Source organism: Paenibacillus xylanexedens (assembly GCF_007680605.1).
Classification (GTDB): Bacteria; Bacillota; Bacilli; order Paenibacillales; family Paenibacillaceae; genus Paenibacillus; species Paenibacillus xylanexedens_B.
In genome coordinates this window covers 1,927,276-1,948,752 of sequence record NZ_VEIO01000001.1, presented here as the reverse complement: position 1 = coordinate 1,948,752, position 21,477 = coordinate 1,927,276, and the positions used below count along the sequence as shown (strand labels likewise).

The 21,477-nt window shown below is 46.5% G+C and carries 21 protein-coding genes; 16 read left to right on the top strand and 5 right to left on the bottom strand.

Annotated features, from left to right (window positions below; genetic code table 11):
* Window positions 1-17 precede the first annotated feature (17 nt).
* The 3 genes from FS818_RS08535 to FS818_RS08525 all read left to right on the top strand — a co-directional run bounded on the left by FS818_RS08535 (window position 18) and on the right by FS818_RS08525 (window position 3,223).
* Window positions 18-1,190, top strand: a complete 1,173-nt coding sequence (locus tag FS818_RS08535) for a Gfo/Idh/MocA family protein (protein WP_145331368.1) — start codon at window positions 18-20, stop codon at window positions 1,188-1,190.
* Window positions 1,191-1,274: 84 nt separating this feature from the next.
* On the top strand, window positions 1,275-2,003 hold the full coding sequence (locus tag FS818_RS08530; protein WP_145331366.1) for a ThuA domain-containing protein: 729 nt from the start codon (window positions 1,275-1,277) through the stop codon (window positions 2,001-2,003).
* Between the two features lie 113 nt (window positions 2,004-2,116).
* Window positions 2,117-3,223, top strand: a complete 1,107-nt coding sequence (locus FS818_RS08525; RefSeq protein ID WP_145331364.1) for a Gfo/Idh/MocA family protein — start codon at window positions 2,117-2,119, stop codon at window positions 3,221-3,223.
* A gap of 156 nt (window positions 3,224-3,379) precedes the next feature.
* Here the strand turns inward: FS818_RS08525 and FS818_RS08520 are convergent, their stop codons facing one another.
* The 3 genes from FS818_RS08520 to FS818_RS08510 all read right to left on the bottom strand — a co-directional run bounded on the left by FS818_RS08520 (window position 3,380) and on the right by FS818_RS08510 (window position 5,256).
* A complete protein-coding gene (locus tag FS818_RS08520) occupies window positions 3,380-4,198 on the bottom strand; it encodes an SPL family radical SAM protein (RefSeq protein WP_145331362.1) in 819 nt (272 codons plus the stop codon).
* Entirely contained in the window at window positions 4,195-4,779 is a 585-nt protein-coding gene (locus FS818_RS08515) for a bifunctional transcriptional activator/DNA repair enzyme AdaA (RefSeq protein ID WP_145332814.1), read from the bottom strand. Before FS818_RS08515 ends, FS818_RS08520 begins: the two co-directional genes overlap by 4 nt.
* 117 nt (window positions 4,780-4,896) lie before the next feature.
* Complete coding sequence (locus FS818_RS08510) at window positions 4,897-5,256, bottom strand: DUF3221 domain-containing protein (protein ID WP_145331360.1); 360 nt, start codon at window positions 5,254-5,256, stop codon at window positions 4,897-4,899.
* Between the two features lie 255 nt (window positions 5,257-5,511).
* On the opposite strand from FS818_RS08510, the gene FS818_RS08505 reads away from it, so the two are divergent.
* The 3 genes from FS818_RS08505 to FS818_RS08495 are packed head-to-tail and all read left to right on the top strand — an operon-like array spanning window position 5,512 to window position 8,254.
* Complete coding sequence (locus tag FS818_RS08505; RefSeq protein ID WP_145331358.1) at window positions 5,512-6,492, top strand: Gfo/Idh/MocA family protein; 981 nt, start codon at window positions 5,512-5,514, stop codon at window positions 6,490-6,492.
* 33 nt (window positions 6,493-6,525) lie between these two features.
* Window positions 6,526-7,335 (top strand): SAM-dependent methyltransferase, encoded by an 810-nt coding sequence (locus FS818_RS08500; RefSeq protein ID WP_397351728.1) that lies wholly within the window; start codon window positions 6,526-6,528, stop codon window positions 7,333-7,335.
* A 25-nt stretch (window positions 7,336-7,360) separates the two neighbouring features.
* Window positions 7,361-8,254, top strand: coding sequence for an NAD-dependent epimerase/dehydratase family protein (locus FS818_RS08495; protein ID WP_145331356.1), 894 nt, complete (start codon window positions 7,361-7,363; stop codon window positions 8,252-8,254).
* 200 nt (window positions 8,255-8,454) lie between these two features.
* Here FS818_RS08495 and FS818_RS08490 read toward each other — a convergent pair whose 3' ends face one another.
* Complete coding sequence (locus FS818_RS08490; RefSeq protein ID WP_145331354.1) at window positions 8,455-9,468, bottom strand: LacI family DNA-binding transcriptional regulator; 1,014 nt, start codon at window positions 9,466-9,468, stop codon at window positions 8,455-8,457.
* A gap of 514 nt (window positions 9,469-9,982) precedes the next feature.
* Between FS818_RS08490 and FS818_RS08485 the strand changes: the two genes are divergently transcribed.
* The 4 genes from FS818_RS08485 (at window position 9,983) to FS818_RS08470 (ending at window position 14,539) form a co-directional block, all read left to right on the top strand.
* Window positions 9,983-11,773 (top strand): L-fucose isomerase, encoded by a 1,791-nt coding sequence (locus FS818_RS08485; RefSeq protein ID WP_145331352.1) that lies wholly within the window; start codon window positions 9,983-9,985, stop codon window positions 11,771-11,773.
* A 25-nt stretch (window positions 11,774-11,798) separates the two neighbouring features.
* Window positions 11,799-13,319: a rhamnulokinase gene (locus tag FS818_RS08480; RefSeq protein ID WP_145331350.1), complete on the top strand. Its 1,521-nt coding sequence runs from the start codon at window positions 11,799-11,801 to the stop codon at window positions 13,317-13,319.
* A 15-nt stretch (window positions 13,320-13,334) separates the two neighbouring features.
* The gene (locus FS818_RS08475; protein WP_145331349.1) at window positions 13,335-13,997 is read left to right on the top strand and encodes a class II aldolase/adducin family protein; all 663 of its coding nucleotides are present in this window, start codon (window positions 13,335-13,337) and stop codon (window positions 13,995-13,997) included.
* A gap of 185 nt (window positions 13,998-14,182) precedes the next feature.
* Window positions 14,183-14,539, top strand: coding sequence for a hypothetical protein (locus FS818_RS08470; RefSeq protein WP_145331347.1), 357 nt, complete (start codon window positions 14,183-14,185; stop codon window positions 14,537-14,539).
* A gap of 160 nt (window positions 14,540-14,699) precedes the next feature.
* Here FS818_RS08470 and FS818_RS08465 read toward each other — a convergent pair whose 3' ends face one another.
* Window positions 14,700-15,326: an FMN-dependent NADH-azoreductase gene (locus tag FS818_RS08465; protein ID WP_145331345.1), complete on the bottom strand. Its 627-nt coding sequence runs from the start codon at window positions 15,324-15,326 to the stop codon at window positions 14,700-14,702.
* Between the two features lie 308 nt (window positions 15,327-15,634).
* On the opposite strand from FS818_RS08465, the gene FS818_RS08460 reads away from it, so the two are divergent.
* The 6 genes from FS818_RS08460 to deoD all read left to right on the top strand — a co-directional run bounded on the left by FS818_RS08460 (window position 15,635) and on the right by deoD (window position 21,163).
* Window positions 15,635-16,573: a sugar-binding transcriptional regulator gene (locus FS818_RS08460; RefSeq protein ID WP_123066531.1), complete on the top strand. Its 939-nt coding sequence runs from the start codon at window positions 15,635-15,637 to the stop codon at window positions 16,571-16,573.
* Between the two features lie 308 nt (window positions 16,574-16,881).
* Complete coding sequence (gene deoC / locus FS818_RS08455; protein WP_145332812.1) at window positions 16,882-17,529, top strand: deoxyribose-phosphate aldolase; 648 nt, start codon at window positions 16,882-16,884, stop codon at window positions 17,527-17,529.
* A gap of 232 nt (window positions 17,530-17,761) precedes the next feature.
* On the top strand, window positions 17,762-18,952 hold the full coding sequence (locus FS818_RS08450) for a NupC/NupG family nucleoside CNT transporter (protein ID WP_145331342.1): 1,191 nt from the start codon (window positions 17,762-17,764) through the stop codon (window positions 18,950-18,952).
* A gap of 36 nt (window positions 18,953-18,988) precedes the next feature.
* Window positions 18,989-20,167 carry a phosphopentomutase gene (gene deoB / locus FS818_RS08445; RefSeq protein WP_145331340.1) on the top strand — a complete coding sequence of 393 codons (1,179 nt, stop codon included), beginning with the start codon at window positions 18,989-18,991 and terminating at the stop codon, window positions 20,165-20,167.
* Window positions 20,168-20,234: 67 nt separating this feature from the next.
* Window positions 20,235-20,372: a hypothetical protein gene (locus tag FS818_RS28740; protein ID WP_186375439.1), complete on the top strand. Its 138-nt coding sequence runs from the start codon at window positions 20,235-20,237 to the stop codon at window positions 20,370-20,372.
* Window positions 20,373-20,455: 83 nt separating this feature from the next.
* Complete coding sequence (gene deoD, locus FS818_RS08440) at window positions 20,456-21,163, top strand: purine-nucleoside phosphorylase (protein ID WP_145331338.1); 708 nt, start codon at window positions 20,456-20,458, stop codon at window positions 21,161-21,163.
* Window positions 21,164-21,477: the final 314 nt, after the last annotated feature.

Here is a 21,477-nt window from a genome sequence, read left to right as displayed (position 1 = left end):
TAAGGGAGGAAATGATGATGTCAAAACGTCTTCGCGTAGGAATGGTTGGATACAAATTTATGGGGAAGGCCCATAGTAATGCCTATCGCAGTCTGCCCATGTTTTTCCCGTCTGCACCGCTACAGCCTGAAATGTCAGTCATTTGCGGTCGAAATGAGCAGGGAGTTCAGGCGGCGGCAAACCAATTTGGTTGGGCTGAGAGTGTCACGGATTGGCGTGAGTTGGTGAAGCGGGATGACATTGATCTCATTGATATTAACGCTCCAAGTGATGCTCACAAAGAAATTGCGCTGGAGGCGGCACGTCAAGGCAAGCACTTGTTCTGTGAAAAACCACTTGCGCTTTCGTTAGCTGACTCCCGCGAGATGCTTCAGGCTGCAGAAAAAGCTGGTATAACCCATATGGTTGGCTTCAACTATCGTTTCTCCCCGGCTGTTCAGCTGGCAAAGGATCTGATCGAAAGCGGACGTTTAGGCAAAATCTATCATTTCCGTGCGTTTTTCCTTCAGGATTGGATTCTGGACCCGAACTTCCCGCTCGTATGGCGTCTGCAAAAAGAAGTCGCAGGTTCCGGCTCACACGGTGATCTCGGTGCTCACTTGATTGACCTCGCTCGTTTCCTCGTTGGTGAATTTCAGGAGGTTATTGGCATGAGTGAAACGTTCATCAAAGAGCGTCCGCTCGCTTCCGAGATGACGGGTCTTAGTGCAAAAGGCAGTTCGAGTGCGGATGCACCAAAAGGTGAGGTAACCGTGGATGACGCTACGTTGTTCCTGGCGCGCTTTGCAGGCGGAGCACTTGGCAGTTTTGAAGCTACACGTTTCGCAGCCGGGCATCGTAGCACAAACTCTTTTGAGATTAACGGTAGCTTGGGTAGTGTGCGGTTTGACTTTGAACGTATGAATGAACTGGAAGTGTACTTCACGAAGGATGATGAGGATGTACAGGGCTTCCGCCGCGTACTCGCTACCGATCCTGCGCATAAATATGCCGAGGCTTGGTGGCCTGCGGGACATACAATTGGTTTTGAACACACGTTTACACATGAAATGCTGGAACTTGTAACCGCTATATCGGAAGGCCGTCAGCCGTCGCCAAACTTCCATGACGGGGTTGCCTGCCAAGCCGTACTTGAAGCCGTAGAACGTTCGGTAACGGAGCGTCGCTGGGTAACCCTTGAAGAGATGTAACGATGTAATAAAGCGATACGGAAGAGATAAGGTTAGAAGACAAAAACAGAGAATATTGAATGAATCGAAAGCGAGGATCTAGCGATGAAAAAAGCACTGATTGTATGGGGCGGCTGGGATGGACATGAGCCGGAGCAAGTAGCCGCGATTTTTGAGCGTATTTTGAAGGAAGAGCAGTTCGAAGTCGAAGTCTCTGACACTTTGGAGTCGTATGCGGACGCAGAGAAATTGCTCGGTCTGGATCTGATTGTGCCTCTATGGACAATGGGGCAGATTGAGCAGGAACTGGTGAATAACGTTTCAGCGGCTGTACAGAGCGGTGTCGGCCTTGCGGGTCTGCACGGCGGGATGTGTGACGCATTCCGTAACAACGTAGACTGGCAGTTTATGACGGGCGGACAGTGGGTGGCTCATCCAGGCAACGATGGAGTGGAATACATGGTGAATATGAAGCGTGGCTCCAGTCCGCTTTTCGAACATATTGAAGATTTTCAGGTGAAAAGTGAGCAGTATTACTTGCACGTGGACCCGGCTGTGGAAGTGCTGGCAACCACCCGTTTCCCGATTGTATCCGGGCCTCACGCCGCCAATGGGCCTGTCGATATGCCTGTAGCGTGGACGAAGCGCTGGGGTGCAGGACGTGTATTTTACAATTCACTGGGACACCATGCAGACATCGTAGATATGAAGCCCGTAACCGAGATGATGCGCAGCGGTTTCCTCTGGACAGCCGCAGGTAAGGAACTGGCGAAGAGCCGCAAAACCGATGCGGCGACAGAGGTATACACAGGTATGGCAGACAACCAGACCTAATGTTTTACAATTCAATATACTAGTTAGTTTGTAAGTTCGTAATTTCGTACTCACACGACATCCATAAGAGAACTTTAAACACATATCAGATCCACGGCGAAGGGAGCAAGGGCATGAGAACAATGAAAGTAGGTATTATCGGCTGTGGTAAAATCAGCGGCATCTATATGGAGAACTGCCACCGTTTCGAGGTGCTTGAGCTGGTTGCGGTTGCCGACCTGGATCGGAATCGGGCAGAGGAGCAAGCTGCTGCATACAACGTTCCTAACGTATACACTGTGGACGAAATGTTTGCGAGTCCCGAGATCGAGCTGATCATCAATCTGACGATTCCTGCCGTGCATGCCGAAGTATGCATACGTGCGCTGGAATCGGGCAAACACGTTTATGTTGAAAAACCGCTTGCGGTTACCCGTGAAGAAGGGCAGGCTGTACTTGAAACAGCCAAACGCAAAGGCCTTCTTGTAGGTTGTGCACCTGAAACCTTCTTCGGTTCAGGCATCCAGACAGCACTGCAGCTCGTAGAGGATGGTATTATCGGGAAGCCGGTAGCGGCAACGGCCTTCATGATGAGCCGGGGACATGAATTCTGGCATCCTGATCCCGAATTCTATTATGCAAGCGGCGGAGGGCCGATGTTTGATATGGGGCCTTATTATTTGACCGCGCTTGTTCAATTGCTGGGACCCATTAAGTCCATTGCGGGAATGACGGGTAAAGCGATGACAGAACGAACCATTACGAGTGAGAAAAAGAGAGGTCAGATCATCCCCGTTGACATTCCAACCCATGTCACCGGTCTGCTCCAATTTGAGCAGGGAGCCATCGGTACGCTGATTACAAGCTTTGATGTATTTGGCGGAAGTGCATTACCTCCGATTGAGATTTACGGCACACATGGCACAATGCAGGTCCCTGACCCGAACACCTTTGGTGGCCCAGTTCGTTATCGTTTGATGGGTGAACATGAATGGACAGAAGCTCCGCTCCTTCCAGGGTACCAGGAAAATACGCGCGGCATCGGCGTGGCGGATATGGCGTATGCCGTTCAAAGCGGCCGCGCACACCGGGCAAGCGGCGAGCTCGCCTACCACGTGCTTGAAGCCATGTGGGCTTTCCATGACTCTTCGGATGAGCAGACCTTTTACAAGATGCAGAGCACATGTCGGCGTCCAGCGGCGTTGCCAGTGAACCTGCCACTATATACGCTGGATCAGTAAGAAGGGTACAACTTCTAACCAGCATGAACAGGAATAAACAGCCTCTTTCCAAGAAACTGGTAAAGAGGCTGTTTTGTGTAGCAAGAGTATCGTGTGCAAGTGTATATTGCAAATTTACCGTTGTTTTATCTGACATTTAGCAGAATGTATTTATAATCAAGGCTCAAATCCAGCCTGACTAATATAGATCTCCTGTTCTGCAAAATGCATCTGCATTTGCTTTACAACCATTTTGTGAGCATCCGGTCGATACCAGTGCTGCATCCCGATCTCCTGATAAAGAGCCTCCATCCCAAGTCTCCGTGTGCGCTTGCCTTCGCTGCCGTCACCCATGAAATAGTCATCAATACACACGCGCTGAACAAGCGGCCTCAGAGTAGACGCAAACTGTTCACTGCTTGGCAATACAGGCGCAATGGCTACTTGAGTCGGAATACCAGCTTCCCGTAGTTGTTTAAGTGCACGTAAGCGACCTGCTATAGGTGGCGCAGAGGGGGTAAAGTGCTTCCTGATATCGTCTTGATCTGTCTCCACGGTCATGCTTACTCGCACACGTTCACCAAGCTTTTTCAATACATCGATATCACGAGTAACAAGCGGACTCCGGGTCTGCACCAAGATAAAATCCGGCGGTTCGATCAGCATCGTTTCCAGCAACGAACGTGTAATTTGTTCCTGCGCTTCGACGGGTTGATACGGGTCGGTGCTGGACGACATGAAAATTGTTACTTTTCCTTTATTACGGGCGCGCAGCAATTCTTTGGCGAGTATGCCGGAGGCTTCTTTTTTCACATCTACCCAGCTTCCCCAGTCTTCCTTACGAAATAAGTTGACAGGCATCTGTCTAACGTAACAATAGGAACATCCAAAGGCGCATCCTGTATAAGGATTTAAGGTGTGGGTGTACCCGTTCAGGAAGCCAGTGCCTTTGTTTAATAACGTTTTAGGAATTTTATAAGCCAATTGAGTCTTCATGAACTTTCATGCCTTTCCCTGTAAAGTGTAGGAGTATATCCGGTGTGTTTACGAAAAACGGAAATGAAATATGCCGGATTCGATATCCCTACTTGGCGTGCGATTTCGTTGACGGTGAGACGTGTACGTTTAAGAAGGGTTTGCGCTTCGCTGATACGTTTCGCTTGGATATATTGAACAGGGGTTTGACCCGTAACGCGTTTGAACACTCTATGCAGATGGTACGGACTCCCATGGCTTACAGCAGCAAGTACATCAAGCGCTAACGGTTCGGCGAAGTGTTTATTAATATATTCGGTAACCCCGTGAATCCACTCCTGGTCTGGCACGCGTTCTCCTGTAGGTTTACAGCGTTTGCACGGTCTGAACTTGTGAGCCAGCGCCTGCTCTGCATTTTGAAAAATCAGAACATTGTCCGATTTCGGCGCTCTTGATTTGCATGAGGGACGACAGAAAATACCGGTTGTTTGTACTGCGTAGAAAAACGTACCATCGTATGTGTGATCATTCTGGATTATTGCATTCCAGTATTCATGGGGAATCCACGAAGGCAGGGTATTCTGTTGCTCTGTAGGTTTCATAATGTTCACCTCTGCTTTAATTATACCCTGCACGGTTGGGGAATGACGAAGTTTTGAATTGAAATCGCAAGATCTCAATATTGAGCGGTTACGAAGTTCGTAAGGAATGATCCAAGCTTACTCCTTGATGTTTTCAATTCTCAGAGCTGATCTAAGAGGCGGGTTGGAATCATTTTGGTTAATGTCAGCAGTGACTCTCACTTTTTGTCCAACTTCAATCGAATCATAATTTTCTTTATCGAGGTAATAATATGCAGCCTCTTGATCTTGTCCTAGTTCTGCAAATTTCTCGGGATTTCCATTTTCCAAATCTTCCTTACTTATATTTTGGAGCATAAGAAATCTGTACGTATCATTCTTAACTTCTTTATAAACCACAGTACCCTCGTAAATTGGATAATTTGTATTTTCTTCTTTGTTAGAGCAGCCTGTAAATATAATCATACTAATGATAATAAATAAAATTGTTTTTTTCATGATGGACCTCCCTAGCTTAATCAATAGATCAATCCAGCAACTGCAAACGAAGAAGCAACACATGCTATTCATCTAAAACCTAGAGGCCTTAGCTCTTTCTTCATTCCTGCTGAAATATACGCTACAATATAAAGGATAGGTCATCTATACGAGTTGAACTGAACATTTCTCCGCTTGTATAGCATTGATCGTTCTAATCTTCTGAATCAATAACAAATAACAAACATCAGTCATAAACGAAAGAGGTAGATAGACATGGTTCGATTCGGTGTAGTAGGTACCAACTGGATTACGGAAAGGTTGCTGGAATCTGCACTTCTAGTGCAAGGGTTCGAGCTTACTGCGGTATATTCGCGGACAGAGGATAAGGCTAACGCATTTGCAGATCGGTATGATGCAGCCTATCGTTTTACGGATTTGGAAGAAATGGCAGCGAGTGATGCGCTGGATGCGGTATATATTGCCACGCCGAATACACTGCATGCACAGCAGGCGGAGCTTTTTCTGAGAAATGGCAAGCATGTACTGTGTGAGAAACCTCTGGCGGCTAATGCGGCAGAAGTACACAGCATGATCGAGACAGCGCGTAAGCATGATGTGCTGCTGATGGAAGCGATGAAGTCAACGCTCGTTCCGGTGTTTAAAAGTGTAGAGAAGCATGTGCCCAAAATCGGCCCTATTCGCAAGTACATAGCGGGTTATTCGCAGTATTCTTCGCGTTATGACAAGTATAAGGAAGGTATCGTGTTAAACGCCTTCAAGCCTGAGCTCGCTAATGGGGCGTTAATGGATCTGGGTGTGTATTGTTTATACCCGCTCATCACGCTATTTGGAGCACCTAAACACGTTCAAGCTCAGGCGATGATGCTGGAATCCGGTGTCGATGGGCAAGGAAGTGTGTTGCTGAATTATGATGGGATGGATGCGGTTGTTACGTACTCCAAAATCGCGAATTCACATGTACCTAGCGAAATTATGGGCGAGCGCGGAAGTATCATCATCGATAAGATTGGATCGCCTGAACATGCAGAGATTCGTTATAATGACGGTACGATTGAGGTACTGACGGTGGAACAGCCGCATCCCGCGATGTATTATGAAGTGGAGGAGTTCGTGAATCTGGTGCAGCAAGGAAAATTAGAATCCGCGATGAACACGTACGAACGCTCCCATCAGACGATGCAGGTCATGGATCAGATCAGGCAACAGATTGGTCTTGTTTTTCCTAATGATTAAACGAGAGATTTGATATGAGAGGAAGTAAAAGAGATGAGCCGAGAAGAGCAGAGGATTGAGAATGATCAGCAGAGCAGAGAAGAACGGGAACGTTTGAAAGACAGCTTAAGCATGAAGATGAAGCACAGCAAACAGATGCATCAGCAAGAAGAGAGCGGTCTGGAGCTATCCCAGATTGTTTTTATAGGAAGAACGTTTGATGAATACATGAGTATGTTTGATCTGACTAGGGAGGAGCTAGCAGGCCAGAACATCCTGGATTGCCCCGGAGGTGCTTGTTCGTTCAGTAGTCAGGCTCGGAAGCTTGGGGCTCATGCTGTAGCAGCAGATATCGTTTACCAGTATGGCAGGAATGAACTTGAAACGAAGGGCCTTCAGGACATTGAACATACGATGAAACAGATCCATGCTGTTCAAGGGAAGTACATGTGGGATCGATTTGGAACAATCGAAGGGTTGAGGGAAGAACGATTGCGTGCGATTACGGATTGTGTGGAAGATATGAGGCATCATCCTGATAGTTATGTGGCTACTGAACTACCTGATCTCCCTTTTAAAGAAGAGCAGTTTGATTTGATCTTATCCGCACATTTCTTATTTACCTATGCAGATCGGTTGGATTTTGATTTCCATGTTGGAACGTTGCTGGAGATGCTACGTGTCACAAGGCATGAAGTACGTATTTTTCCGACGGTAGATCTGTCAGGCAAGCGTTATGAATATATGGATGAACTGATGATGTTTTTGGAAAATAAGGGCTATCTTCTATCTGAAGTTAGAACGTCATATGAATTTCAGCGTAATGCTCATACGATGCTTCGGATAAGAAAGCCTTCACTTTAGACAGATACGATTGGAGGGAAACGAGATGAAAAAGGTTCTTATTCTTGGAGGTACACGTTTCTTCGGAAAACGACTTGTGGATCATTTGATCTGGGAGGGGAAGTCCGAGATCACGATCGCGACTCGTGGACAGACGGAGGTTGATTTTGGAGCGGAAGTGAAGCGAATCCGGATGGATCGGGAAGACCCGCAGTCTGTAACAGAGGCTGCACAGTCTGATGAGTGGGATGTCGTCTACGATAATATCTGTTACTCTCCGAATGAAGCCAAGGCTGCTTGTGAAGCATTTGCGGGACGAACCAAAAGATATGTGTTAACCTCTACACTTTCGGTGTATGGAGAACCAAGAGAAGGATTTGTGGAGACGGACTTTGATCCATACACGTATCCACTACAGTACGGCAACAAGGAGGACTTTGCTTACGGTGAAGGCAAACGGCTTGCCGAAGCTGTGTTTTTCCAAACGGCGTCCTTCCCGGTAGCGGCCATGCGTATCCCTATTGTACTTGGTATGGATGATTATACGAGAAGGCTTCATTTTCATATCAAACACGTACAGCAAGGAAAACCGATAGGTATGCCGAATCCCGATGCCGGGATTGGGTTTATTCATTCAACGGAAGCGGCAAGGTTCCTTGCCTGGCTTGGTAATGTGTCGTTAACTGGACCTGTGAATGCCGCGTCCAAGGGAGCGATTACTCTCACGGCGATGATGCAGTTAATCGAAACGGTGACGGGCATGCAGGCTCAGATTCTGAAGCAAACCGTGGACGAAGATATGTCGCCTTTCGGAGTGCAGCAATCATGGACGATGGACACATCCAAAGCAGAGCATGCAGGGTATACGTTTGAAGAGCTTATGGACTGGTTTCCGGGTCTAGTGCGAGAGATCGCTCTTGCGCTACAGTCGGAACGATAATCACGCTATGGGATGCACTTATCCGTTATAAGTGAGCTGATAGAGATATGCTTGTTATTCAACTAAAAGCTTAAATTGATCAGACAAAAAAACAGGATGACCAGAGATATGATCTCGGGTAGGTCCTGTTTTTTGTCTTTTTTCTCGAACTTGATCATCGGAGTGGAGTGTGTGAAATCTCTACTTCAATTTGTATAACATCAATTAGTAGGCGGAACAGAAGCGGATGTACGTATTCGTAGCTCGGAAGATAGGATCATATTTTCAGCGTCAGATGACAGTTTCCCTTCAATCCGGTCTATCAGCATATTCATTCCTTGATATCCGAATTCATAAGCAGGTTGTGCAATGACGGTCAGAAAAGGATCAGAGGCGGAAGCCAGATCAAGGTCATCGAAACAAACGACAGAAATATCCTCGGGTACTCTGAGTCCTCGTTTGCGCAGCAGACGGATCACTCCAATCGCCAGCATGTTGTTTGCCGCAAAAATAGCTGTAGGCTGCCGTGACCTAGAGAGCAAACGTTCCAATCCTTCATCATCACTAAAATCACGATAGCTTGTACGAAGTATAAGTGAAGGATCAGGTGTAATCCCTGCTTCCTGCAGTCCTTCGATATAACCATCTTCACGCAGTCTTGCAGTCGAAACTTCAGAAGAACCGTTGACCAGTGCAATGTGCTCGTGTCCAAGTTGAATAAGATAACGTATGAGCTCTATTGCGCCTTCACGGCTGTCTCCGGCAATCACATCTGAAGTGATACCGGGCACGGTTCGATCCAAAAACACAAATGGAATGTTTCGAGCCTGCAACTGTTGCAGATGGGGAAGAGAGCGATCTCCTGCAGGTGCAAAGAGCACGCCATCTACTCGTGTCGACAGGATCGCCTCCACGTACTCTTTTTCTTTTCGATAGTCCTCGTCACTGTTGCCAAATAAAACACGATAACCCCGAAGATGCGCGGCATCCTCGGCTCCACGGGCCAGCGTTGTATAGAAAGGGTTGGTAATGTCCGTAATTAGCAAAGACAGCATATGAGTTCGCTGCAACACCAGACTTCGTGCATTGGAGTTAGGAATGTAGCCCAGTTCATCGATGACCTGCTGCACACGTTCACGTGTAGCCGTGCTGATGCGACCTGTGCGATTAATGACTTTTGAGACAGTCATCGCAGAGACATTTGCTTTTTTGGCAATATCATAGATTGTAATCAAATGGAATCGAACCTTTCCACAACATAGTCCTTTCATTTTAAAGGATAATGGTAATTGACAGCAACATAGGAGCGTGGTAAGTTAGGGTTACCGATAACCCAAAAGGTCATTCTATGGTCTTAACCGGTCTTTAAATTGCTGGATTAAGCTCCATAAGCTCTATTTCAATCCGTTTTAAGTAAAAGTTAAGATAATCGTTTTCTAAGTTATTTCTTGAATAACAATCTCTATAAATTTATTTAATTACTCAACACAGTGACCGTTCTCGTTATTTTCATGATGGTTTCATTGTCCATCAAGGTACAGTGAACGACATTGGATGATGATTAATGAGAGTGGTTTATTTTTTAAAAATTATGTAAACGTATTCAATCATTCAACGCGTGTGGTTATCGGCAAATATTCACTCGTAATGTAATCTGATGTCTTTTTCCTTTGTTGCTCATCGTTCAGTCAGAATATTCTCAATTCCACATGCATTTATTGAAATGCACTAAAAGGAGGACGTTCTCGCATGACTCATCAGGATTATCGTTATCAACAGGCTTTTCCCAAGATTGGTATTCGTCCCACAATAGATGGCAGACGCAAGGGTGTGCGTGAGTCGTTGGAAGAGCAAACGATGCGCATGGCAACGTCGGTAGCCGAGTTGATCTCATCCGAACTTCGTTATGCCGACGGTTCTCCAGTCGAATGCGTGGTCGCGGAGACCTGTATCGGCGGTGTTGCTGAAGCCGCCGCCGCCGCGGCGTTGTTCAGCCGTTCGAATGTTGGTGTAACGATTACGGTAACGCCTTGCTGGTGTTATGGTACGGAAACGATGGATATGTCACCGTCTATACCAACGGCCATCTGGGGCTTTAACGGCACAGAGCGACCGGGAGCCGTATATTTGGCTGCCGTGCTGTCTGCACATGCACAGAAAGGGATTCCTGCGTTCGGCATCTATGGTGAAGATGTTCAGGACGGCGGTGATACTAGCATTCCAGATGATGTGCGTGACAAGCTACTCCGGTTCAGCCGTGCTGGACTTGCGGCGGCCGCAATGAAGGGGCAGGCATATCTGTCCATTGGCTCCGTGTCGATGGGGATTGCAGGTTCCATCGTCAATGATTCTTTTTTCCAGGAATATCTGGGCATGCGAAACGAATATGTGGATATGAGCGAATTGACGCGGCGGATTGAAGAAGAAATCTACGATCCTGAAGAATACGAGCGGGCACTAGCCTGGGTGAAGGAAAATTGCATTGAAGGACCGGATAACAATCCCGAGGATCTTCAGTCCGATCGAAAACGTAAAGACGACGAATGGGAGACCGTTGTTAAAATGACCCAAATCGTACGTGATCTCATGGCAGGCAATCCAAAGCTGGCTTCACTTGGATATGAAGAGGAAGCTATGGGCCACCATGCCATTGTTTCGGGGTTCCAAGGCCAACGGCAATGGACGGATCATGCCCCTAATGGAGATTTCTTGGAATCTATACTGAACTCCACGTTCGATTGGAATGGTAAACGTGCACCCTATCTTGTGGCAACGGAGAATGACAGTTTAAACGGTGTATCCATGTTGTTTGGTTCACTACTGACACATACGGCCCAGATTTTTGCGGATGTGCGCACGTATTGGAGCCCTGATTCGGTGAAGCGTGTGACTGGTCATCAACTGGAAGGGCACGCGACAGCGGGAATTCTGCATCTGATCAATTCCGGCTCTGCTGCCCTTGATGGGACTGGAGAACAAACGAGAAATGGCAAGCATGTGCTCAAGCCTTTTTGGGAAATTACGGATGAAGAAGTCCAAAGTTGCCTGAAAGCGACTTCATGGAGACCGGCATCCGTTGAGTATTTCCGCGGGGGAGGCTACTCGGCTGACTTTTTGACCAAAGGCGGTATGCCTGTAACCATGACCCGTCTGAATCTCGTTAAGGGATTGGGGCCCGTGCTACAGATTGCCCAAGGTTACACGGTGGATCTGCCAGAGCATGTTCATGACACGCTGGATCAGCGCACCGATCCCACATGGCCATCGACCTGGTTTGCTCCAATTCTTACGGGTTCGGGAGCATTTACTTCGGTTTATGAGGTGATGAATCAATGGGGAGCGAACCATGGATCCATCTCGTATGGACATATCGGTGCAGATTTGATTACCTTAGCATCAATGCTGCGCATACCCGTAAATATGCACAATGTACCTCAGACAGAAATTTTCCGTCCACGTGCATGGGGATTGTTTGGCACAAGTGAGCCGGAGAGTGCGGATTACCGCGCTTGTCATGTATTCGGACCGTTGTATCGTTGAGTTGCCGAGTTAAGGAGGCTTTCAAATGAGCAATCAGGCTACATATGTGCTTGCTGCTGATTTCGGTGCTGGCAGTGGTCGAGTCGTACGGGGCGCTCTGGATGGACGCAGACTGACGCTACATGAGGTTCATCGCTTTCCTAATGAGTCGGTTCAGCTTCGGGGTGAATTGTACTGGGATTTCCTTCGTTTATTTTACGAGCTGAAACAAGGGATACGGAAAGGCGCTGAAGGGATGGCGGGACGAATAACATCCATTGCGGTGGATACCTGGGGCGTGGATTATGGACTGATTGATGGTGCGGGAAGATTACGTAGGAATCCGCGTCATTATCGTGATGCACGTCATGCGAAATCGATGAACGATGTGCTTCAGATGATCAGTGAACAAGAGCTATATGCGATGTCAGGTGTGCTGCCTCAGCAGATCAATACGATATTTCAGTTATTCGGTGAACTTCAGGACAGTAAGATCCATTCTCAAGATAATATAATGAATCCGGATGCTGATACACGTCTATTATTCCTGCCGGACCTGTTTAACTATTATCTGTCTGGCGAGCAAGCATGCGAGTATACGATAGCAAGTACCAGTGGTTTGTTGCATAGCGGGGAAGTGAAATGGAATGAACCATTATTGAGCCGCCTCGGCTTACCTGTGTCGTTATTTCCACAATTGGTTCACTCAGGCACTGTACTAGGCCATTTATCAGACGATCTGGTTAGAGAACTACACACCGGTCCCATGAAAGTTGTTTCCGTGGGATCACATGATACGGCTTCAGCACTTGCGGCGATCCCGGTGACTGAATCGAACTATGCATTTATTAGCTGTGGAACTTGGTCCCTTATGGGGGTGGAACGTGATTCACCTCTGTTAAGTGTGCAGGCTCTTGAGCTTGGATTTACGAATGAAGGAACCGTGAGCGGTAAGGTTAGAACGCTGAAAAATCGTTCAGGTCTGTGGTTGCTTCAGGAGTGTAAACGCCAGTGGGAACGGGAAAATCGAATATACTCCCATGAAGAGTTAGTCCAGCTTGCTGTATCAGCAGGTGCGCATCAATCGGTGGTTTCCCCGGGAGATGATGTTTTTATGAGCCCAGGCAATATGCCTGAACGAATCAGACAATATTGCGAGCGCACGTTCCAAACGGTTCCCGAAACCGTAGGAGCCATCGTTCGATGTATATTGGAAAGTCTGGCACTGGAGTTCAGGCAAACGCTGGATGAGCTTGAACAGATTACAGGCGTAAGGCCCCCTGTGATTCATATGGTTGGCGGTGGTGTCCACAATCGCCTGCTCTGTCAGTTTACGGCTAACGCTACGGGAGTTCCGGTAATTGCTGGCCCCGTTGAGGCATCTTCGGCGGGCAATTGCCTGCTTCAATATGTGGCTCTTGGTGAAGTAGGCGGTTTGTCCGAGATCCGTGACATTGTATCGGCCTCCTTCGATACGGAGATGTATACACCTCAGGATTCAGAGTGCTGGCAGGAAGCATATGGAAAGTACCGGCAATACAACCAACGGAAACAACATCAGCAATAAAGGAGTGGGAGAAACATGTCTGAACAGCAGATTAGAGAAGAACTAACCAAATATGCCCGTAAGGCAGTAACTCAAGGACTTGTTGTCGGGCCGGGAGGTAACATTAGTGCACGCTCAGGCAATACGATGCTTTTATCTCCAAGCGGGTTCGCGCTAGAGGAACTGGAGCCGGAGGAATGGATCGCGATTGATATGGAGACCGGAGAGACACAAGAAGGAGCCAGCCGTCCTTCGTCTGAAGTGCTCATGCATCTGTTCAGCTATCGTGCTAACCCGGATATTCAAGCAATCGTGCATACGCACCCGGCTTATACGATAGCCCTCAGTCTTGTTTTTGAGCATCTTCCGCACCTGTTTCCGGATCAGTCCGCCCTAGTTGGAGATATCGGATTTGTGCCTTACTTACTGCCAACGACCAAGCTTCTCGCCGATGCCGTTGCTGCTAAGGTGACCGAACATGCTGCGCTTATTCTCGTCAATCACGGTCTGGTTACGACAGGTAAAAATCTGCGCGAAGCCTATTACCGTACACAAGTGGTAGAAGAAAGTGCCAAGATATATATGATTGCCAAGGCCGCAGGCGAACCTAAAATTTTGACGGATGCAGAATATAAAGAGATTCAATCCCTTGAAAGCGAAGCTTATCGAGTTCAGCTACTGCAACAGCTTAAATCTTGATCTGACTTAATCTTAAAATAGTAAATTTTATACAGTCGCAAGGGGAGAACTACCAGGATATGAGATTCGTCAAAATATGACATCTAAACAAGCGAATGATTCCCTTTTTCTCGACAACTATTGCATTACCTGAAATACCGAGTATAATACTGGGTAAATAGAACGAAAAGGGGATGCAATAAACGATGAAAACATATGCTGAATTGAACTCTCTTCTTGTTGACGATTATCTGGATCTCCTGAACATTGCAAAACAACTTGGTGATGAGGAATGGAAAGACGCGATCCTGCAAGCATTGAAGGAAGAAGTCGATGCCAACCATCACGTGGATTCAACCGAGGTGCGGCAGGATCTCTGGAATCAGTTTGAAGACATTAACGAGCAGATGCATGCTCTGTTGCTGGAATTGAAACAAGCCGAACACCCGGAAGAGAAAGAACAGATTATCGAGTTGATCTGGGGACTGAAAATAGACCGTCATGCGATTACTCGCAAGCTTGAAACGATGAGCCGTGCCAGTGCCGGAACGCACAAGGGCTGAGCATAAATATAAGTTATACCACACCGTTATACCGTACGGATGTACACGAAAAACCCGCATCAACCCTAGAACTCCACTCTAAGGGCTGTGATGCGGGTTTTATTTATCATGGGGAGGATAGTTGCGTCCTAGTTACAGCAGGTTGCCCGGTTTATCTCACTTAGAACTGCTTGGCAAAACGCTGTGCTTCCTCAATTCCTTTTTGTTTGATCTCCTCCGCACGATCTTTGAACTGGTTATGTCCTTCAACAAAAATGCCATCCAGCTTCGGTACACCCAAAAATGACATGATGATGCCCAAATAACGATGTCCCGATTCCATCTGAGCCGCAGGTCCTTCGGAATAGATACCGCCACGGGCTTGGATGTGCAACGCTTTTTTATCCGTCAGAAGTCCTACCGGACCTTGCTCTGTATAACGAAACGTTTTGCCAGCTACACAGATGGAATCAATATATGCTTTAAGCACAGGCGGGAAGGAGAAATTCCACAGTGGTGAAACGAATACATATTTGTCTGCATTCGCGAACTGGTCAGATAGTTCATTCAGCCGTTGCACTTTGGACTGTTCTTCAGAGCTCAGGTCGCCTCCAGCTTGCAGCTTACCCCATCCACTGAATACATCCGCGTCAATATGTGGAATATGGGAACGGTACAGATCGAGATGAATGATTTCGTCTGAAGCATGACTTTCTTTGTAAGCATCAATAAACGCTTTGCCGGCAGCCATACTGAACGAGGTTTGATGATCGTGCGGGTGGGCAGTAATATACAATAAAGTAGACATCGTGTTGAATCCTCGCTTTCGAATGTAAATTGGAATCTTTAGATGGTGAACATTGAACCTGAACATCAACAAGAACATCGAAACAGCTTCAGTGACTGGAGTAGTATGATGTGTATTGCTTTTTTTTATTCAAAAGTTCGAGTAAGTGGAAGGCATGTTAGTCATTGATTAGTGCAAGTAGGATGTATTCTGACCTATTGGCAAAATATAGTGATGGAAACTTTAATATATGTATAATATATAAAGACAAGTATTGTAGCGAAGCGAAAAAACGATAATTAAGATGAGTGAGATGAATGCACATGGGAATGGACTTGGAGAAACAGCGATTAAGCATTGAAGCGGCAAAATTGTATTATCAATCCGATTACAGTCAGCAGGATATTGCTTCAAGATTGGGTGTGTCACGTCCTACCGTATCGAGACTTCTTCAATATGCCAAAGACCGAGGGTACGTGCGCATTGAAATTATGGACCCGCTGGAGGATATTGATATTATCGGCGGAGAATTGAAAGCCAAATACAATCTGGAGACGGCACTGGTATGTTTCGCACCTTTGAAGAGTGATGAAGAAATTCAGAAGCATATAAGCAAGAGAGCTGCGGACTATTTACAAGATACGGTGCAGGATGCGGACATTATCGGCGTAACTTGGGGAACAACGATGCATGCGGTCGCACGTCAACTCAGGCCCAAGCAGGTCAAAGGCGTAGAAGTGGTACAGCTCAAAGGGGGAGTAAGCCACTCCCATGTAAACACTTACGCTGCGGATATTGTGCATCTGTTTGCAGAGGCGTTCCACACGGTTCCCAGGTATCTGCCGCTTCCGGTGATCTTCGATAATATTGAAGTGAAAAAAATGGTCGAGGCCGATCGCCACATTGGACGCATTGTTGAACTGGGAAGGCAGGCTAACATCGCCATATTTACGGTGGGAACCGTGAAAGAGGATGCACTTCTGTTCAAGCTGGGATATTTTAACGAACAAGAGCAGGAGCTTCTAATGAAGTCCGGTGCGGGTGACATTTGTTCACGTTTTTTTGATGCGGAAGGGCATCTGATCAGTGAGGAAATTAACAGCAGGACGGTCGGGATTGACTTGGCTGAATTAAGAAATAAGGAGAAATCCATTCTCGTTGCTGGCGGCGGACGCAAAATTGAAGCAATTCATGCGGCTCTGAAAGGCCAATATGCCAATATTCTGGTTACGGATCAATACACGGCGCAGGCGTTGCTTCGTTTATAGGAAAGCGAATAGAACGGTTACTCATGTGGCTGACTACTCTTGTCCATTGCCCAACTCCATATTTGGTATAACAGTGACAACATCTGCCATGACATTCAGGCGGATGTTTTGCTATGTAAGGCGGAAAATAAACACGGAAGAAGGAATTTTCCACTGGTGTAACACAAAGTTCACTTTTCGATCCACAAAATGAATCGTGAACGAATGTTCAAGTTGATTTTTACATATGTTCATGGTAGTGTAAGGATATAAGTTCACCAGTTCAGATAAGGGAGAGATTTCAATTGACTACACCACAATTAGCCAAAATGATCGACCACACGTTGCTTCGTGCAGACGCAACCCGGAATGAGATTACAAAACTGACGGAAGAAGCAAAACAGTACCAGTTTGCATCGGTATGTGTGAATCCGGGTTGGGTTTCTTACGCTGCAGAGCAGCTTCAAGGCACTGGCGTAGATATCTGTACAGTTATTGGTTTCCCTCTAGGGGCATCTACTTCCGAAACAAAGGCATTTGAAACGAAAGATGCCATTGCCAAAGGTGCAACAGAAGTCGATATGGTCATCAATATTAGCGCACTGAAAGACGGCAAAGATGATGTGGTAGAGCAGGACATTCGTGCTGTTGTTGAAGCTGCGGCAGGTACATTGGTGAAAGTAATTATTGAAACTTGTCTGTTGACAGATGATGAAAAAGTACGTGCTTGTCAAGCGGCTGTCAGAGCCGGAGCAGATTTTGTAAAAACATCAACCGGTTTCTCCACAGGCGGGGCAACACCTGAAGATATCGCATTGATGCGCCGTACCGTTGGTCCAGACGTAGGTGTTAAAGCTTCTGGCGGCGTTCGCAGTCTCGAAGATATGCAGAAAATGATTGAAGCTGGTGCGACACGGATCGGAGCAAGCTCTGGCGTGAAAATCATGCAAGGTGGTCAGTCCACTTCTTCTTATTAAAATGAGTTTTGTCCTGAACCTTGTAGAAACGATTACAGGGTTCGGGAATGTTTTACACAGTGTTCAAGCATTTTGTTTGACTCACTAGAATGATCTATTTATAAAATTGAATTGTAAGCGCTTTATAAAGGTTTCTGAAAATTACACAAAGTCCTCCATGTCTGAATGTAAGATTCAATACCCTTTGAGCTGTTTATACAACGGGATTAACTATCTTCAAAGGAGTGATCACATGAAATATCTTATTGCCATTCTTGGCTTACTCGTTGTTTTTGGACTGGCTTATATCGTCAGTAACGGCAAGAAGCAGATTCGATATCGACCACTTGCGGTAATGATTGTTTTACAGATTGTACTGGCCTACACTTTACTGAATACGGGAGTGGGAACCTGGCTGATTGGCGGATTTGCTACTATATTTAAAAGCTTGCTTGAGTATGCGAATGAAGGGATTGCCTTTGTCTTTGGTGGATTAACTTTAGTTGAGGATGCAAATAAAGGAGTTCCTTTCTTCCTCAACGTACTCATGCCGATTGTGGTCATCTCTGCCTTGATTGGGATATTGCAGTATATCCGAATCTTACCTTTTGTTATAAAATATATTGGTCTGGTATTAAGCAAAGTCAACGGAATGGGCAAACTGGAATCATATAACGCGGTTGCTTCGGCCATTCTGGGGCAATCTGAAGTGTTCATATCGGTGAAAAAACAAATTGGTTTATTGCCGAAACATCGGCTTTACACCTTGTGTGCCTCAGCCATGTCCACGGTATCGATGTCCATTGTCGGTGCCTATATGTCGATGATTGATCCGAAATATGTGGTGACAGCGCTGGTGCTTAACCTTTTTGGTGGTTTTATCATTGCTTCTATTGTGAATCCGTATCGGGTTACAGATGAAGAAGATATATTGGAAGTGCAGGAAGAAGAGAAACAATCGTTCTTCGAAATGCTCGGTGAGTACATTCTGGATGGTTTCAAGGTGGCTATTATTGTAGCAGCGATGCTGATCGGTTTTGTTGCCCTGATCGCCTTGATTAACGGAATATTCAGCTCGGTGATCGGTATTTCGTTCCAGGAACTGCTTGGTTATGTGTTTGCACCGTTTGCCTTTATTATGGGTGTCCCTTGGAAAGAAGCGATTCAGGCAGGCAGTATTATGGCTACTAAAATGGTGTCCAACGAATTTGTGGCGATGCTCAGTTTGAGCGAGCAAACGGCATTGTCTGCCAGAACAACAGGCATCGTATCCGTCTTCCTCGTATCCTTCGCCAACTTCTCCTCCATCGGTATTATTGCCGGTGCAGTGAAGGGACTTCATGAGAAACAGGGTAATGTGGTGGCCCGCTTCGGTCTGAAGCTGCTTTATGGTGCATCGCTGGTCAGCGTGCTGTCCGCGATCATCACTGGACTGTTTTTGTAAGTCAGATTATCGGAAGCTGGAAGGAGTGCTTAAGTTATGTCAACATTCAAAAGAGTACATCTGATCGTTATGGATTCTGTAGGAATCGGTGAAGCGCCGGATGCAGCCGAATTTGATGACTTTGACGTCGATACGTTGGGTCACATTGCACGTGAGCGTGGTGGTCTGAACATGCCAAATATGGCAAGTCTCGGACTGTCCAACATTGAACCAATCCAGGGTATCCCTGTGGCGGATAAACCCAAAGCGTATTACACCAAAATGCAGGAAGCTTCCCGTGGGAAAGACACGATGACAGGTCACTGGGAGATCATGGGGTTGTACATTGATACACCTTTCCGCGTGTTCGAGAACGGCTTCCCGGATGAGTTAATTCAGCGCATTGAAGAGAAAACGGGCCGTAAGGTCATTGGTAATAAACCAGCCAGCGGTACGGAAATTTTGGATGAACTGGGTGCGGAGCATGTGGAAACAGGTGCGTTGATCGTGTACACGTCAGCTGACTCTGTCCTTCAAATTGCAGCCCATGAGGACGTTGTTCCTTTGAAAGAACTGTATGAAATCTGTGAGTTCTGCCGTGAAATCACGCTTGAAGATCCGTACATGCTTGGCCGTATTATTGCCCGTCCGTTCGTCGGCGAAGCGGGGAACTGGAAACGTACTGCGAACCGTCATGACTACGCGCTGAAACCGTTCGGCCGTACGGTAATGAATGAATTGAAAGATGGCGGCTTGGATGTGATTGCTTTGGGTAAAATTTCCGACATTTATGACGGTGAAGGCGTAACGAAAGCTGTTCGCACCGTATCCAACATGGATGGAATGGACAAGTTGTCTGAGACGTTGGACGAAGAGTTTACCGGACTCAGTTTCCTGAACCTGGTTGATTTTGATGCATTATACGGTCACCGCCGCGATCCGCAAGGTTATGCGCAAGCCCTCGAAGATTATGATGCACGTTTACCAGAGATTTTTGCGAAAATGACAAATGATGATCTGTTGCTGATTACAGCTGACCATGGTAACGATCCAACCTATCGCGGCACAGATCATACGCGTGAATATGTACCACTGCTTGCTTACTCCCCACGTTTCAGTGAGGGTAAACAGTTGGAACTGCGCAGTACATTTGCCGATCTCGGTGCTACCGTAGCTGATAACTTTGGTGTGAAATTACCGGAGTATGGTAAAAGCTTTTTGAATGAGTTGAAATAACCTCGTTCAGATGCGGATGTAATAAACATGTTTTAAATAGTGTCTTGGGAAGAGGAGGCGTTTCAGGATGGTTGGATTCATCTTGTACGTGCCTGCTCTGCCTGGATACGAAGCGCTGTGCTATAATGCCAAAGTTGAGGAAAGAGTCTGGGAGAGCGTAGCGTCAAAAGTTGCTTTAACATTACTTGATATCAACAAAGCTTGATCACAACAAGACTCCACATCAAGAACTAAAGGTCATCTAAATCGTACTAAAGATTATCTATATCGTATCGGAGGAGATTACACATGAGTACACATATCGGAGCAAAACCAGGAGATATCGCAGAAACGATCCTTTTGCCAGGAGATCCGTTGCGCGCAAAATACATTGCTGACACGTATTTGGAAGACGTTGTTTGTTACAACGAAGTTCGTGGCATGCTCGGTTTCACAGGTACATATCAAGGTCACCGGATTTCGGTGCAAGGTTCGGGTATGGGGATTCCATCCTTCGCAATCTATGCGAACGAGCTTATTAGCGAGTATGGAGTGAAAAACCTGATTCGTGTAGGTACTTGCGGAGGAATGCAGGAGCATGTACGGGTACGTGACGTTGTCCTTGCACAAGCAGCTTGTACGGATTCCAGCATGAACAAACATGTTTTCGGTGGATATGATTTCTCACCAATTGCGACCTTCTCGTTATTGAAAGAAGCCTATGATCGTGCTACAGCAAAAGGGATGAAAATCCACGTCGGTAACGTATTTAGCTCCGATTCCTTCTATCGCGATGACCGTTCCGTGACTGAGAAATTGATGAAACACGGCGTGCTTGGCGTGGAGATGGAAACAACAGCACTGTACACCATTGCTGCGAAATTTGGCGTGAACGCTTTGACAATCCTGACGGTAAGTGATCACTTGCTGACAGGGGAAGAAACATCAGCTGAAGAGCGTCAAAAAACATTTAACGACATGATGGTTGTGGCGTTGGATACAGCAATTACACTGTAAACCTATCGAAACTGGTGTTGAAGCATGGAGTGGAGGAACCGGAATCGATTCTGGAGAAGCGAAGCGCTCGCCTTTGACTTCATATTTTAACCTCAAAAAAGGATATTCAAAAAAGGTGAAGACAACAGCGATCGAAAGAACGATCCGGGTACGGAACGGTCCCGCTCAATGGTATACATTAAATAATCCCTAATGGATTGTATCGAAACTGGTGTTGAAGCATGGAGTGGAGGAACCGGAATCGATTCTGGAGAAGCGAAGCGCTCGCCTTTGACTTCACATTTTAACCTCAAAAAAGGATATTCAAAAAAGGT